General features: G+C 59.8%; 8 protein-coding genes. 5 read left to right on the top strand and 3 right to left on the bottom strand.

The genetic code is table 11. From position 1 onward, the window contains the following. The first annotated feature begins 215 nt into the window (after positions 1-215). From OHL13_RS04480 to OHL13_RS04490, 3 genes are all read left to right on the top strand, one after another. Entirely contained in the window at positions 216-3347 is a 3132-nt protein-coding gene (locus tag OHL13_RS04480) for a DNRLRE domain-containing protein (RefSeq protein WP_263408910.1), read from the top strand. Positions 3348-3377: 30 nt separating this feature from the next. Beyond that, positions 3378-4520 (top strand): glycoside hydrolase family 88/105 protein, encoded by a 1143-nt coding sequence (locus OHL13_RS04485; RefSeq protein ID WP_263408911.1) that lies wholly within the window; start codon positions 3378-3380, stop codon positions 4518-4520. A 489-nt stretch (positions 4521-5009) separates the two neighbouring features. Continuing rightward, on the top strand, positions 5010-12557 hold the full coding sequence (locus OHL13_RS04490; RefSeq protein ID WP_263409124.1) for an FG-GAP-like repeat-containing protein: 7548 nt from the start codon (positions 5010-5012) through the stop codon (positions 12555-12557). 85 nt (positions 12558-12642) lie between these two features. Here OHL13_RS04490 and OHL13_RS04495 read toward each other — a convergent pair whose 3' ends face one another. Beyond that, positions 12643-12930, bottom strand: a complete 288-nt coding sequence (locus tag OHL13_RS04495) for an Hpt domain-containing protein (RefSeq protein WP_263408912.1) — start codon at positions 12928-12930, stop codon at positions 12643-12645. Between the two features lie 6 nt (positions 12931-12936). After that, positions 12937-13305, bottom strand: a complete 369-nt coding sequence (locus OHL13_RS04500; protein ID WP_263408913.1) for a response regulator — start codon at positions 13303-13305, stop codon at positions 12937-12939. A gap of 67 nt (positions 13306-13372) precedes the next feature. Here OHL13_RS04500 and OHL13_RS04505 point away from each other — a divergent pair, with 67 nt between their 5' ends. After that, positions 13373-13813 (top strand): nuclear transport factor 2 family protein, encoded by a 441-nt coding sequence (locus tag OHL13_RS04505; protein WP_263408914.1) that lies wholly within the window; start codon positions 13373-13375, stop codon positions 13811-13813. Positions 13814-13913: 100 nt separating this feature from the next. Here the strand turns inward: OHL13_RS04505 and OHL13_RS04510 are convergent, their stop codons facing one another. Continuing rightward, the gene (locus OHL13_RS04510) at positions 13914-14984 is read right to left on the bottom strand and encodes a 1,9-bis(guanidino)-5-aza-nonane synthase (protein WP_263408915.1); all 1071 of its coding nucleotides are present in this window, start codon (positions 14982-14984) and stop codon (positions 13914-13916) included. Positions 14985-15143: 159 nt separating this feature from the next. Between OHL13_RS04510 and OHL13_RS04515 the strand changes: the two genes are divergently transcribed. Beyond that, positions 15144-16070, top strand: a complete 927-nt coding sequence (locus OHL13_RS04515; RefSeq protein WP_263408916.1) for a phospholipase C/P1 nuclease family protein — start codon at positions 15144-15146, stop codon at positions 16068-16070. The last annotated feature ends 57 nt before the right edge of the window (positions 16071-16127 follow it).

Below are 16127 nucleotides of genomic sequence, written 5' to 3' on the forward strand. Positions count from 1 at the left end.
CTGTTTTGGAACGATTTTTGTTGCTCTTTCCGCAAAGCGATACTAAAACGGGAGTACTCCCAGTATGTGTCAGGATCCGGCACGGCCAAGATGACGGCCTGGCCGCGACGTGCATCGTTGAGCAGGAATCGTTGGAGGCGGCGGCGCAAGAGCGTCTGGCCGTGCATGGATTGCACAGAAGGCTCTTTCCTATTGCGGGACTTCTGTTCGGCTGGTTGTCCAGTGTCCCGGCGTGGGCGCAGGCCCTGCTGACGGCGGATACGCATGTCTCCAATATCCGGACCTCGGTGAATTATGGCGGGATCTCGAATCTGAGGATCAGCGGAGAGTACACCTCTCTGCTGCGTTTTGACCTGGGGATGTTGCCTGCGGGGTTGACGCGGGACCAGGTAACGCGGGCCGTATTGCGGGTCTATGTGAACCGCGTGAATACGGCCGGGACGGTCCAACTGCGGACGGTAGGTTCGGCGTGGGCGGAAGGTGAGGTCACCGGTGTCTCTCTGCCTGGATTGGGAACGACTATAGCCAGTGCCTCGGTGGGTTCCGCGGACAGCTATGTTGCCTTTGACCTGACCAGCACGGTGCAGGGATGGATTGCCGCGCCTGCAAGTAATTTGGGGCTTGCTTTGGTCACCGCAGGCGGAGCGGATGTGCAGCTGGACAGCAAGGAGAATGACCTGACCGGGCATCCCGCGCAGTTGGATATCACGCTGGCGGCCGGTGGTGCGGGAAGCGTAGGCGCTACCGGCGCAACGGGAGCCACTGGAGCCACAGGAGCGGCGGGTGCCACGGGGGTTCAGGGCGTGGCCGGACCGGTAGGACCGCAGGGGCTGACAGGGGCCACGGGAGCGATTGGAGCGACGGGCATGGCCGGACCGGCTGGTGCTGTGGGAGCCACCGGTGCTACCGGCGCAACGGGAGTTCAGGGCATTCCGGGAGTAACGGGATCTGTAGGCGCCACAGGAGCGGTGGGAGCTCCGGGACTGGTGTACCAGGGGCTGTATATCGCAGGAACCAACTACGCGCAGAGAGATGTGGTGCAGTGGCTGGGGTCGTCCTGGGTAAGCCTGCATGACGGCAATGCTGGGCATACGCCCGGGGAGAACCCGCAGGACTGGGCGCTGGTCGCGAGCGCGGGCACAACGGGAGCGACGGGAGTAACGGGTGCAACCGGGCAGCAGGGACCGGCGGGCTTCGGCGTGCAGGGTGCTACCGGAGCCACTGGCGCGGCAGGGGCTACCGGAGCAACTGGTGCTGCGGGCATGGTGTACCGGGGCGCGTACGACTCGATGGTGATGTATGGGCAGGGCGCTGCGGTGAGCTGGCAGGGGTCGACTTGGCTGTCCCTTGCCGATGGCAATCACGGGCAGACACCCGACGCAAGTCCATCGTGGTGGGCCTTGCTGGCCCCGCGCGGAGCAACGGGAGCCACGGGCGTTGGCCTGACTGGCGCGACCGGAGCAACCGGTGTGACAGGTGTCACTGGAGCAGCCGGGGCTGCTGGCGCGGCAGGTGCCACCGGAGCGCAGGGTTCACAGGGAATCCAGGGCGTACAGGGGCCAATGGGAGTGACAGGCCCGACGGGAGCTTTAGGTGCGACCGGGGCAACCGGTGCGAACGGTATGAACTTTGCCGGAGCCTATGACGCAGCACATAACTATGTGTCGCGCGACGCTGTGTTCTGGGCGGGGTCAACGTACCTGTCCCTGGTGGATGGCAACCGGGGCAATGTGCCGGATCAGAACCCTGCTCTGTGGTCGTTGGTGGCACAGGGTGTTGTGGGTGCCACCGGAGCGACCGGAGCCACTGGACTTGCCGGGCCGCAGGGCGTGCAGGGCGCCAATGGGCTTGCCGGAGTGGCGGGAGCAACTGGAGTGACTGGTGCGACTGGCGCCACTGGAACATCGGGGCTGATCTATCGCGGCAACTACGACACCGCGACGGGCTATGGGAAGGGTGACGTGGTGGCCTTCAATGGGTCCACGTATGTGTCGCTGGTGGAGGGCAATGCCGGGAATACGCCATGGGCCAGTCCATCGCAGTGGTCGGTGCTGGCTTTGCATGGCGATGCCGGTGCGACGGGCGCCACCGGTGCCACCGGAACGCAGGGCTTTCAGGGCGTTGCCGGAGCTGTGGGAGCGATGGGCGCCACAGGGCCTGCGGGAGCGCAGGGAAGCCAGGGAGTGGCCGGTCCGCAGGGGCCAGCCGGGGTGCCGGGGCCGCAAGGTGTAACAGGAGCAACGGGGGCTACGGGTGCTGCCGGCGTCGGGTTGAGTTGGAAGGGAACATGGACGGCTGGCTCCGGCTATGCGCAGAACGACGTTGTTTTCTATCAGGGCAGCAGCTACCTGGCGGCGAGCGCGAGTGTGGGAGTGAATCCGGCGTTTGATTCCGGCGGAACGTACTGGACGCTGCTGGCTGTAGCCGGGAGCAACGGGGTGAATGGAGCAACGGGAGCCACAGGAACGACCGGGGCGCAGGGCCTGCAAGGCCCGCAGGGTGTTACGGGAGCGGCTGGGGCTGCCGGGCCGCAGGGAGTTCAGGGACCGATTGGTCTCACCGGAGCCACCGGGGCCGTCGGTGCGGCGGGAACGACTGGAGCCACTGGAGCGCAGGGTGCGACCGGGCCGGTGGGGATGACCTGGCGCGGGGTGTGGCTGACGGGAACCTCCTATGCCGCCAATGATGGCGTGTCGCGGTTGGGATCGAGCTACATTGCGCGCGTTGCCCTGGCCAGCGTGGATCCTTCGACCGATGGTGGTGTGAACTGGATGCCGCTCTCCTTGCAGGGGGCGACGGGGGTTACCGGTGCACAGGGGCCTTCTGGAAACGCAGCAACAGTAACTGTGGGGACGGTGACAACGGGAGCGGCGGGATCGCAGGCCTCTGTCACGAACGTGGGAACATCGAGCGCGGCGGTGCTGAACTTTGTCATCCCGCAGGGAGCCGCCGGAGTGAGTGGATCGGGCGGTGGCGGAGGTGTGATCTCGGCGGTGCATACGGTGACTTCGGCGGTGAACTTCCATAACCCGTGGACCAATGTAGCGGCGGCGACGGAGACAGGGGTTGTGGTTGGCTACCTTCCGGCAGCGTGCACCATCAGCGGCTTTCGTGTGTATAGCGCGGTGACTCCGTCAAGCGGTGGCCAGGTGGTGGTGACGTTGCGCAGCGGCACGGCGCCGAATGCTTTGAGCGATTCTGCGTTGAGCTGTTCAACGAACTCGGCATATACGGCGTGCTCCGCAAGCGGATCGTTGTCCCTGGCGGCGGACAGTTTTATCGACTTCAAGATCACGGGCGGAACCTTGTCGAACCAATACCTGTGGACGGCCGTCTCCTGTCAATAGGTCTGACCAATCCTGTATGCTGGCATGGCTATGAAACTTGCATCGATGCTTGGTTTGCCGCTGGTTCTGCTGGCGGGTGTGACGTTTGGACAGACATCGCCGTCGCGCCAGATGGCGGACGCTGTGATTCAGCGCAACCCCGCTCCCCGCTGGGTGTATGAAGAGGGCACCATGCTCGATGGCCTGACTGCGGAGTGGCGCTCGTCGGGCGACAAGAAGTACTTCGACTACGTGAAGCAGACCGTGGACTCTCTGATTGATGAAGAGGGCACGATCAAGAGCTTCAAGCCGGAGGCGCGCTCGCTGGACAACCTGGAGATGGGCCGCGCTGCGCTGATGCTGTATCGAGAGACCAAGGACAAGAAGTACGAGGCGGTGGCGAAGTTTGCGCGGGCCCAGTTGAATGAGCAGCCGCGCACCCCGAGCGGCGGTTTCTGGCACAAGGCAATCTATCCGAACCAGATGTGGCTGGATGGAGCCTTTATGGCCGAGCCGTTCTACGCCATGTATGCCGCGACCTTTGATGACAAGGCGGCGTGGGACGACATTGCCAAGCAGTTCCTTCTGATGGACCAGAACATGCGCGATCCGAAGACCGGCCTGATGTATCACGGCTGGGACGAGAGCCGGAAGGAACGCTGGTCGGACCCCAAGACGGGCTTGTCCAAGGAGTTCTGGGCGCGCGCCATGGGCTGGTACGTGGTGGCGCTGGTGGATGTGCTGGAGTACTTCCCGAAGGACCACCCCAGGCAGCCCGCGCTGGTAAAAGATCTGAATGACTGCATTGCGGCGCTGGCCAAGGTACAGGACAAGAAGACCGGCGTGTGGTGGGATGTGCTGGACAAGGGCACACGGGAAGGCAACTACGTGGAGGCCTCGGCTTCGTCGATGTTTGTCTACGGCATGGCCAAGGGCGCGCGGATGGGTTGGGTTCCGAAAAAGTACCAGGCCAACGCGGTGCGTGGTTGGGCCGGGATTCAGAAGGAGTTTGTGAAGACGCTGCCGGATGGCACCATCAGTCTGACGGGGGTGGTAGCAGTTTCAGGCCTTGGCGGAAAGCCGTATCGTGAAGGTACGTATGACTACTACATCCATGAGAAGACGGTGGCCGATGACCTGAAGGGCATTGGTGCGTTCCTGATGGCGGGCAGCGAGATCGAACGGATTCGATAAAAGTTGAATAGCTGAATGATTGAATAAGAGTGCCGGCCATCGCGGCCGGCGCTTTTTGTTTTTAGAGCTGGCTGTTTACCGGCCTGAAGATCGTTCCCGGAATTCTGCATGATTTGATTTACCGATTAATCAGTCCAGCCATGAGCACGTGCTAGACTTCTCCCTATCAATAAAATATGGACTTTTAGCAGGCCCTCTTTCATGGGCCTTCACGGGCGTTGATGCGCTTTCCTGAAGGCATTTGGGTGTTGTCCTGTGCTTTCCATTTGTGGAGTGGTTTCTATGGTTGGCGGTTCCTTGTCTCGGTTCTCCGGGAAGATCTTCTCTTTCTCTGGTCGCATTTACAGCAAGTTTGCTTTTTGCTTCTTCGTCTTTTTTACGATGATGGTTGCAGAGGGGCTAGTTACTTCAGCGCAGATTGCTGGGCCGCAAGCGGTGCAGACGTTGCAGCATCACGTCATGCCGGCCGTACAAAACGGAGCGGCACCGATGGTGAGCGCGCTTCCTGAAGAGCAAGCGATGAGCTTCGCGATCGTGCTGCCGCTGCGTAACCAGGCAGAGCTGAATGATCTGTTGAAGCGTCTGTATGACCCGTCGAGTCCGGACTATAGAAAATTTCTGAGCGTCGCCCAGTTTACGGAACAATTTGGTCCGACAGCGCAGGATTATGAGAGCGTTGCGAGCTATGCCCGGGCCAACGGATTCAGCGTGGCGGCAGCTCCGGCCAACCGCATGGTGCTGTCTTTGACCGGAACCGTGGCGCAGGTAGAGTCTGCCTTTGGGGTGCACATGAACTATTACCAGCACCCCACCGAGAACCGTACCTTCTTCTCCCCTGACCGGGAGCCGTCGCTTGCTCTTCCCATCAGGATTGCGCATATCAGCGGCCTGAATAACTTCTATCTGCCGCAACCGCAATCGCATGTTAGCAGTGATGTGCAGGCGATGGCCGCAAATGTCACGGGTTCAGGACCGGGAGGGTCTTACCTTGGAAGCGATATGCGTGCGGCCTACTACGGTGGCACAACGCTTGATGGCAATGGCCAGGTGGTTGGCCTGCTGGAGTTTGACGGCTACTACAAGAGCGATGTGGACTTGACGTTCAGTAACGCCGGGCAGACCTACAACGTACCGATCAACAACGTACTGCTGAGCGGCATGACTAGCGCGCCTAGGACAGCGGGCGGCGAAGCAGAGGTTGTGCTCGACATTGTCCAGGCCATTGGTATGGCGCCGGGTTTGAGCCAGGTGCGTGTCTATATCGGCGCTAATGACGCGGCCATTCTGAACTCGATCGCATCGGAGAATATCGCGAAGCAGATTGGCTGCTCGTGGAGCTGGCGTCCGGACGATCCTGATGTTGCCGATCCATTTTTCCAGGAGATGGCAGCGCAGGGGCAGAGCTTCTTTGCCGCCTCGGGTGACAACGGCGCGTTTTCCTCCAGTGTTCCGTTTTACTTTCCCCAGGAGGATGCTTATGTCACAGCAGTCGGCGGTACGCACCTTACCACTAATGGCGCCGGGGGAAGCTGGGCGTCAGAGGTAGCGTGGAACAATGGCGGCTATGGCACGGGCGGTGGCGTCAGTCCTGACAGCATAGGCATTCCAAGCTGGCAGACAGGAATCGCGAGCGCGGCCAACGGTGGTTCCGCGACCCTGCGCAACGTTCCGGATGTCGCGATGGAAGGCGACTTCGATAACTATATGTGTTCGATGGGCACATGCCGCACCACGGGTGCGGGTACCAGCTTCGCCGCACCACGGTGGGCTGGCTTTATGGCCATGGTGAACCAGCAGGCTATCGAGGCTGGTAATGCTCCTGCGGGCGGCCTCGGTTTCATCAATCCGTCCATCTACGCTGTTGGCGCGGGAAGCCGTTATGCCACGGATATGCACGACGTCACCAGCGGAAACAATCAGACAGCGGGACAGTCTGTCTGGTACAGTGCTGTGGCCGGCTATGACCTGGTGACCGGATGGGGCAGCGCCAATGGGCAAAGCCTGATTGACGAGCTTGCAGGTTCGCAGGTGCCCGGCTTCTGGCTTGCAGCCTCGAACGGAGCACTTGGGCTCGGGCAGGGGGCCACAGGCACAACGACCATTACAGTAACCAACGCGGGTGGTTTTACTGGCGATGTGAACCTGGCGATTACATCGATCCTGCCGTCTGGAGTTACTGCGTCGTGGGGAACCAATCCCACCACCAGCACCAGTGTTCTGACATTTGTTGTAAGTGCTTCAGCTTTGGAGAGCTCCACCCCGATTACGATTACGGGAACCTCCGGCAACCTGAGCGCGACCACGACGCTAACGTTGGTGGTGCATCAGCCGACGTTTACACTTTCCGCAGCGCCCACGCTTCTTCCCGTTGCTCCGGGCAATTCTGTAAATTCCACCGTCAGTGTTGCGCCGAAGTTTGGCTTCAATGGAAGCGTAAGCCTTGCGGCCTCCGGCTTGCCGACTGGAGTTACTGCGTCGTGGGGAACGAATCCGACGACCGGGACAAGTGTGGTGACCTTTGCGGCCAGCGCTAACACGCCTGGTGGAACCTATCCTGTCACGATCACCGGAACCTCGGGAAGCATCACCGCGACTACGACGGTGTCTCTGCTCGTCCAGGCCCCGAGCTTCACGCTCTACGGATCCAGCAGCCTCAATGTCGGACAGAACAGTTCGGTGAGCGGCTACTTTTACGTGAGTCCGGCGTATGGCTTCAACAGCATCGTCAATTTTTCTGTGTCCGGTTTGCCGGCCGGCGTTTCTGCAAACTTTTCGCCGGCTTCCAGCATCTCGTCGACGAACCTCATCCTGCGGGCCAGTTCGGCTGTGCCCGGTCAGTACCCGGTTACAGTGACCGGAACATCCGGCAGCCTGACATCCTCGATCACCTTCACTCTGAATGTGTATGAACCGAGCTTCACACTCTCTGCCAGCAGCGTGAACATTGGGCAAGGAAGCACCGGATCATCATCGGTTTATGTCAATGGACAGTATGGATTCAACAGCAGTGTGAATCTCTCGGTGTCCGGCCTGCCCTCGGGTGTGTCTGCTATCTGGAACCCCAATCCGACCACTTCCTCAAGTTCTTTGACGCTGATGGCCAGCAGCAGCGTGCCCACCGGCCAGTACACGCTGACCGTTGCTGGAAGGTCCGGCAGCCTGGTTGCCTCCACGACACTGACGATGGGCGTTTATGAGCCGACGTTCACGTTGTCGGGAAGTTCGGGTGTCTCCATCGGCCAAGGGGGTACGACAACTTCTTATGTCTATGTGAATCCACAGTATGGGTTTGGCAATGCTGTAATGCTTTCGGTTGCGGGGCTACCAGCCGGGGTCACCGCTTCGTTTGTGCAGAATCCTACGACCGGCTCGTCTACGCTTAACTTCTCTGCCAGTTCAAGCGCAGCCATCGGTCAGTATCCGGTGACGATTAGCGGCACATCCGGTACAACCATCAAAACCATGACGCTGACGCTTGGCGTCTATGCGCCGACTTTCACCCTCTCAGGTGGCGGCAGCGTGAATATCCCGCAAGGCGGTGGTACTGGTAACGGCTATCTTTACGTCAATGGTCAGTACGGTTTTTCCAACCCCGTCACCTTCTCCGTATCCGGTCTTCCCTCGGGGGTGACTGCGAATTTTTCACCGAACCCGGCGACTTATAGCTCGACAGTTACCTTTAGCTCAAATGGCACGGCTGCCGCCGGACAGTATCCGCTGACGATTACAGGTACGTATGGTTCACGCACGGCAAGCCTTGCGATGACCCTCATTGTGTATGAGCCGACGTATACCTTGTCGGCAAACAACACGACGATAGGTCAGGGAACTTCAACCAATGTCTACGTCTATGCAAACAGCCAATACGGATACAACAATCCCATCACGCTGTCGCTGAGCAGTTTGCCGGCCGGTGTAACTGCCACGATCTCTCCCAACCCGACGACGTACTCAAGCTCCATCAACTTTGTTGCGAGCAGCTCAGCAGCTGTTGGCGCCTATCCCATTACGGTAACGGGAACCTCTGGCGCAACCGTTGTCACGACGCAGTTTACGCTTACCGTCGCGACGCCAGCGTTTACTCTTTCTGGATATTCGGTTGGCATGGGACAGGGGAGTACCGCTTCCGGGTATGTCTATATGAATACGCAGAACGGATTCTCGGGGAGTGTGACGTACTCTGCCACAGGATTGCCGACAGGCTTGACTGCTTCGTTCTCCAATAACCCAAGCACGAATTACTCGACCCAGATAGTCTTTACGGCCAGCAGCTCACTGGCTCCTGGTCAGTACCCGGTCACAATCACAGGCGTCTCCGGCAGTCTGACGGCTTCGACCACGATTACGGTGACCGTATATGCGCCGAGCTTCACTCTCAGCGGACCGTACTTTGGAAGCGTCAATCCTGGAACGACGGCTACGGGATCCGTATACATTTCCTCGCAATACGGCTTTACTGGGGCGGTCAATCTTGTTGTTTCGGGTCTGCCGAGTGGTGTGACGGCTTCTTTCTCACAAAATCCGGCAACAAGCACCAGTGTGCTGACCATTACGGCCAGCGATAGCGCTGTTCCGGGAACGGCATCACTGACGATTACCGGAACCTCGGGGACTCTGAGCGTTGCGACGACATCCTCCATCACCATCAATCAATCTGGCTTCAGTATCTCCAGTGCTCCGAATGCTGTGACGATTTCTCCAGGAGGCACCGCGAAGTCCAGCATCCTGGTCAACCGGACCAATGGGTTTAGCGGAAGCGTCAGTTTTACAGCTACCGGCTTGCCGGCTGGCGTGACGTCATCGTTCTCGCCAGCCGCAGCGACCAACAGTACTGTTATGACCCTTTCTGCCGATAGTTCTGCGGTGCTGGGAGCAGCCGTCATCACCGTCACCGGAACCTCCAATGGAGTAACGGTTCCCACCTCGCTTACCCTCAGCGTAGCTGCTGCCGGCTCCGCCACGACGACTGGCCTGTCTCTTACCGCGAATGGAGGCACTCCCAACTCCCTCGTATCCGGAACGATGGTATCTTTGACGGCCACGGTGCAATCGAGCGGGACTGCCGTCAAGAATGGCGAGGTAGTCTTCTGCGAAACCACCGGCGCATGTGACTTTGATCACCGCATTGCGTCAGCATTGCTTTCCAGTGATGGAAAAGCTGTGGTGCGTTTTCTGCCGGGACCTGGGGACCATGCGTACAAGGCAGCCTTCCTGGGGGCGCCGGGACGGCTTTCAAGCAGCTCGGATGCTTCAACTTTGAATGTCACAGCTTCGGTTCCAACCAGAACGCTGCTGACCTCCAGCGGCAGCCAGGGGAACTATACGTTGTCGGCAACTGTTACTGGTCAGGGAAGACTTGCGCCAGGTGGAAGCATCTCGTTTGTGGACACAACCAGCAACGGAGCTACGATTCGTTCCACTTCCTTGTCTGCGGCGCAGAACAACATCAGCTTTGACACGACACAAAGTGCTATTGGAAATACTTCGTCGTATAGCCTTTCTTCCGGCGATTTCAATGGCGATGGCATTATCGATCTTGTTACTGGAAACTCAACGAACAAGCAGGTTGTCATTCTGCTGGGACAGGGAGATGGCAAGTTCACTGCGAGTGGCCAGGGGATTACGACGGCCAGCCAGCCGGTAGCGAGTGCGGTCGGCGATTTTAACGGCGATGGCAACCTGGATCTGGCGCTGGCCTACTCCAACGCTAATGTGGTGGCGTTCTATCTCGGTAATGGAGATGGTACCTTTACGCCGTCTTCGACGATTCCGACAGGAAGCAGTCCCATTGCGCTGGTGGCAGAGGACTTCAACCGGGATGGAAAGCTGGACCTCGCTGTGGCCAATAACTGGACAGATACAGTGAATATCTACGTGGGGAATGGCGACATGACCTTCGTCAATACCCAGAGCCCCCAGACGGGAGATGCGCCGCGCGCGATGGTTGCCGCGGACTTCAATCGCGACGGCTTGCTAGATCTTGCCACCGTGAATCAGTCAGGCAATACACTGACAATCCTGCTTGGAAGCGGGGATGGAACGTTTACCCCTTCTTTTTCTCCGGCAACAGGATCTTCGCCATCCTCCGTTGCCACAGCTGATTTCAATGGGGATGGCGTGGCCGATCTTGCGGTCGCGAACTCCAACGGAAATACGGCGACGATTCTGCTTGGAGTCGGCGATGGCACGTTTACCACGTCACCTATCGTTGCAATCGGCACCAATCCTGGAGCGATTGTGACTGGCGACTTCAATGGCGACGGCAGGCAGGACCTTGCCGTTACCGGCTACTACCAGATTGGAGTAGGACTGTTTTTCGGACAGGGAGATGGCACATTCCCGACGTCGCTCTTCGCCTCCGCGGGGAGCTATGCGACGGCGATGATCGCATCGGATCTCAACGGCGACGGCGTCCAGGATTTCGCTGTCCTGAATGCTGGCAGTGGCATCGTCACAAGCGTTCTTTCGAAGTGGTCCAGAAATGCCGGCGTTACGGCCTCCGGTATCTCTCCCTTTGGGCAGGGTGCTCATCAAGTCAAGGCAAGCTATGGCGGTGACAGCATCTATCAGGGTAGTGCTTCCAACACCGTGTCGCTTACAGCGCAAGCTGGAGCTCCGGTGGTGACCGTGACGCCATCTGCGGCTAGTGTCTTTACGCAGCAGCCGTTTGTGGTGACGGTCAAGGTCGCTGCCGGCAGCGGATACCCGGATGCGACTGGAACCGTTACGTTATCTCGAAATGGCTACAGCGCACGGCAGGCGTTGAGTGCCGGCACTGCTGTCTTCAACATTGCTGGTGGCGCATTGAGCGTGGGGAACGATCCACTGACAGCTTCTTATGCGCCAGATCCTTCCAGTATTTCTACGTACACCAGCGCCAACGGCAACGCCGCATTGACGGTTGCCGATGTGGTGAGCCCGACGGTCACGGTCACTCCGTCGGCATCGACCGTGACTACGTTGCAGAGTCTGTCGGTTGCGGTGGGTGTCTCTGCAGGCGGCAGCAACCCGGTGCCAACCGGAACCGTTACGCTTACCAGCGGCACATTCAGCGCACAGCAGGCACTTACCGGCGGAGTTGCCACGTTCAACATCGCATCGGGAATGTTGGCTGTTGGGAATGCAGCGCTGACGGCCTCGTATGTTCCGGATGCGACCGGATCCTATATGTACAAGAACGCCAGTGGGGCCGGATCCGTCACAGTCACGGCGGGTACAGGAAGCGGTTCCGCGGCCCTGGCGATGACTGTATCGCCTGCTACGGTCACCGACCAGCAGTCCGTCACGGCTAATATATCGGTCGCAGGCGCAAGCGGAGCAGCGACTCCAACGGGGACTGTGGTCCTGACCAGCGGATCGTATCGTGCGAGCGGAACGCTCGTGAACGGTGCGGCCACTTTTACGGTGGCCGGTGCGATTCTGAGCAGCGGGTCGAATACACTGACTGCCACCTACCTGGGCGATAGTACGTATGCGTCGACCAGTGGGATGGGAGCCGTTTTGGTCGCTCCGGTCACGATAACGGCGGTCGCTCCATCACCTGTGAACCGTGGATCGACGACAACCAGCAATCTGACCTTCAATGCTGGAAGCACCTATTCCGGGACATTGAGTCTTAGCTGCTCTGTAACGTCGTCTCCCGCAGGAGCGCAAAATCTACCAATCTGCAGCCTTAACCCATCGAGCGTGTCATTGAACGCGAAGGGAAGCGGATCCGCGACTGTGTCGATCAGTACCTCCGCTGCGACCTCGGCGGCACTAAGTTTGCCGTGGCAGGAGGGTGGCCTGGTTGTTACAGCGTTTGTCCTTCCCGTCATGCTTGGGTGGCGCCGCCGGCGCATCGTCCTGCCTCTACTGTTGTTGCTGGTAGCGGTGGTAATGAGCAGCAACGGATGCGCTGGAGGTAAGGGAGTTTCCGGGGGCGGATCGATAACAAATCCGGGGACAACGACCGGAAGCTACACGATTACCGTAACGGGAACGGATAGCACCGCCAGAGTAACGGCCGGTACGACTGTGGTGGTGACCGTGCAGTAAGGACGTCGCAACGGTTTGCGGTTCCAGTCAGCCTGGGCAGGTTTACTCTCTGCCCAAGCTGATTGTTTTCGATGCAGGGAATGCCTTAGGAAGGGAGAGCATTGCGCAGAGCAGTGATCAGTTCCGGCAGATGGGCCAGGTGGTTGCGGCGGAGGGCGTCTTCGATCCGCGAGGCAGTGGCCGAGGCTTCCGGGTAGCCGTACATGCCGAGCGCTCCTGCGAGTTTGTGTGCGGCTTCGAGCATGGCCGTATGGCCATCCTGCGTGGTGGGGTCACTGGACGCCAGCAGAGCGATGCGTTCCTCGATGACAGGACGGTTCTTCTGCCACAGTGCGGCGATGAGGGCGGCGGTCTTATCCTGGGCCGTCGACATGAGCAGCTACCAGCCGAGCGCTTCGGCCATCTGGTCGGCCAGCGTCATGGGATCAAAAGGTTTGAAGAGGACGGCGGTGACGCCCAGTCCGGCGAAGCGGCGCTGGTCGACACCCTGCACCTTGGCCGTGAGCAGAATGACGGGAATGCCCGCGGTGGCGGGGTTTTCCTGCATGGCCTTGAAGGTTGTGGGGCCATCCATGCCGGGCATCATCACGTCCATCAGGATGGCATCAGGCTGCTCGCGTGCGGCCACTTCCATGCCTTGCTGTCCGCCTGAGGCCGTGAGTACCTCCCAGCCCGCGGTGGTTTCAATGGCAAGCGAGGCGACCTCGCGGATATCGTCTTCGTCGTCGATGATGAGGATGCGGGGCACAGAGGCAAGCGTACAGGGCGCGATTATGCGGTGCAAGATGGAATCAGCCGGGGTAAAATTTGCAGCCATGAAACGGATTGCGTGGTGTGCGGTGGTGTGGATGGCGGCGGCTTCAGCGGGTGCGGCGGTTCCTGAGGAAGATGCGGTGCTGGCGCCGATCCAGGCCTTTTTCAAGGGGCTGTCGGCACGCGATGCGGCGGCGATGAAGTCCCCGTTTTTACCCGGCGGAACGCTTGTTCTGATGCGTGATGGCAAGCCCGGCCAGATGACGATTGAGCAGTTCGCCGAACGGGTGGGTAAGCCCGGAACGACGAAGATCGAGGAGCGGATTCACGATCCGCTGGTGAAGATCGACAACGACCTGGCGGTGGTGTGGGCTCCGTTTGATTTTTACGTGGATGGCAAGGTAGACCACTGTGGGACCGACCTGTTCAACATGGTGAAGAAGGATGGGCAGTGGGTGATTGCCGGGATTGCGGATACGGGGAAGAAAGAGTGTGGAAGGTAGGGAGAGGCATGTCCTTCGCCGCGCTCAGGATAACAAAAGAAGATAGGCAAAAACGAAGGCCGGGCGTTTGCCCGGCCTTTCCGTTGAGCATGGTGGAAACTTATGCCGTGACCGGCTCGAGCAGGCTGGCGAAGTTCTTGCCGGTGCGGGCGGCCTGCGCGTTCTTGTGGAAGGCGTAGCCGGTGATCAGTGGCAGGGCCATGGTGGCTTCGGCGTAGACCATCTGTTCCCAGGCCAGGTCAACTTTGCCCCAGCTGGAAGCTTCCTTCAGCGTGGAGCCGGAGAGGGCGCCGTCGCGGGAGTCGGCTACGGTGATCTGGATGGCGTACTTGTGCATGGCAACGTCGGCGTCGTCTCCGAGCAGAACCTCGGCGGCCACGACGATGTCCTGGGCGAAGTTCTTGGGGACGCCGCCGCCGACCATCAGAAGACCGGTGACAGGATTTTCCAGTTTGATCTTGGTGATCTCGTAGAAGTCCTTGGCGGAGTCAATGGCGACGACCGGCTTGCCGGCACGGTGGTGCTGGTGGGCGACCAGACCGAAGCCAGCGGAGCAGTCGGAGAAGGCCGGGCAGAAGATGGGCACGTTCTTCTCATAGGCAGCGAGGACGATGGAGTCGACGCCGCCGGCGGCCGGGGTCTTGCCGTTCTTGACCAGGTACTCACCCATGGCGACGATGAACTCGCGCGAGGAGTAGGCGCGGGGCTCGAGAGAGTCGGCGATGATCTTGGTGGTCTCGTCGCAGATGCGGAGCTCGTCTTCGTCGATGAAAGTGTCGTAGATGCGGTCGATGGCCAGGTCGCGGAGATCGGCATCGTGCGCTCCGTACTTGTAGTCCTCGGAAGCGATGTAGTGCTTGAAACCGAGGGCTTCGAAGAAGTCCTGGTCGACGATGTTGGCGCCAGTGGAGACGATGGCGTCGACCATGTTGTTGCGGATCAGGTCAATGAAGATCTGCTTGAGGCCGGCGGAGATGAGCGAGCCGGCGAGGCAGAGGATGACGCCGCAGTCCTTGTCCTGGAGCATCATCTCGTAGATCTTGGCGGCGCGGTTCAGGTCACGCGACGAGTAGGCCATGTGTGCCATGGCGTCGACCAGCGGAACGACGTTGTGCTGCTTGATGTCGATGTGCTGGATCGGGGTAGTGAGAATCTCTTTTTTCGTAGGCATAACATTAACTAGGATAGCAACGTTTCGAGCCGGGTTGGCGCGGGTTTTCCATGAATTTCAGGTTGCCGTCCAGGCAGAGTTTTGGACGGGGTCGCCGGAGGGAATTTTTGATGCCGTAAGGGCGTGGCCGGGTGGGATGGGTGTGGCTATACTTTCGGCATGCGAGTTCTCTCTGCTCTTCGTTTTGGCGCCGCTCTGGCGCTTGTTGCCGTAATGTCCGCACCGCCCAGCTATGGCTGGGGCATGGAAGGCCACATGATGATCAACCGGCTGGCCATGCAGGCTCTGCCGGCGGATATTCCCGAGTTTCTGAAGACGCCGGCGGCGATTAACGAGGTGGAGTACCTGGGGCCGGAACCGGACCGCTGGCGCGATTCGACCGAGCCGGAGCTGAATGCTGCGCAGGCGCCTGAGCACTTTATGGACATGGAGTGGGCTGACCTGGCCGGCCCGCTGCCGCGAAAGCGGTACGACTTTATCCGCCAGCTTGCCGCCGCGCAGCCGGAGCATAAGGATATTCCCCTGACGCCGGAGAAGGTGGGCCTGCAGCCATACGTGACCACCGAAGTGTGGGAGCGCCTGAAGGCCGCCATGCGTGCCTACCGTACACTGAGCACCGAGAAGAAGGACACCAAGCAGGTGGAGGCGGCCATTCTGTTCTACGTGGGCTGGCTGGGCCACTATGTAGGCGATGGATCAAACCCGCATCACACGTCGATCCAGTACAACGGCTGGACCGGACCGAATCCGAATGGTTATACGACCGAGCATAAGATCCATAACTTGATGGAGAGTACCTATGTGCGGGCGAACATCAAGATCGGCGAACTGACGCCGCTGGTGGAAAAGCAGCCGAAGCTGCTGGGCGACGTCTTCAATGATTATGTTGCCTATCTGCACCACTCGCAGACGATGGTGGAGAAGACCTATCAGCTGGAGAAGGCTGGCGGCTTTATGGGAGCGGGGACGCCGGAGGCGCGGACGTTTATTGACGAGCGTCTGGCGGCCGGAGCGACGGAGCTGCGGGACATGGTGTACACGGCCTGGGTGAGGAGTGCGGATCCGGTGCCGCCATATCGTTCGTAGACGTATTTTGCCGTTGAACCTGTTCGAAAGGAGAGTTTGTAACTCTCCTTTCGTCTT

The organism is Terriglobus tenax, assembly GCF_025685395.1.
Classification (GTDB): domain Bacteria; phylum Acidobacteriota; class Terriglobia; order Terriglobales; family Acidobacteriaceae; genus Terriglobus; species Terriglobus tenax.

Excerpts from the sequence above, each read along its gene's own strand:
- OHL13_RS04510 (WP_263408915.1), bottom strand. The coding sequence starts at position 14,984 with ATGCCTACGAAAAAAGAGATTCTCACTACCCCGATCCAGCACATCGAC.
- OHL13_RS04515 (WP_263408916.1), top strand. The coding sequence starts at position 15,144 with ATGCGAGTTCTCTCTGCTCTTCGTTTTGGCGCCGCTCTGGCGCTTGTT.
- OHL13_RS04490 (WP_263409124.1), top strand. The coding sequence starts at position 5,010 with ATGGTGAGCGCGCTTCCTGAAGAGCAAGCGATGAGCTTCGCGATCGTG.
- OHL13_RS04505 (WP_263408914.1), top strand. The coding sequence starts at position 13,373 with ATGAAACGGATTGCGTGGTGTGCGGTGGTGTGGATGGCGGCGGCTTCA.
- OHL13_RS04495 (WP_263408912.1), bottom strand. The coding sequence starts at position 12,930 with ATGTCGACGGCCCAGGATAAGACCGCCGCCCTCATCGCCGCACTGTGG.
- OHL13_RS04485 (WP_263408911.1), top strand. The coding sequence starts at position 3,378 with ATGAAACTTGCATCGATGCTTGGTTTGCCGCTGGTTCTGCTGGCGGGT.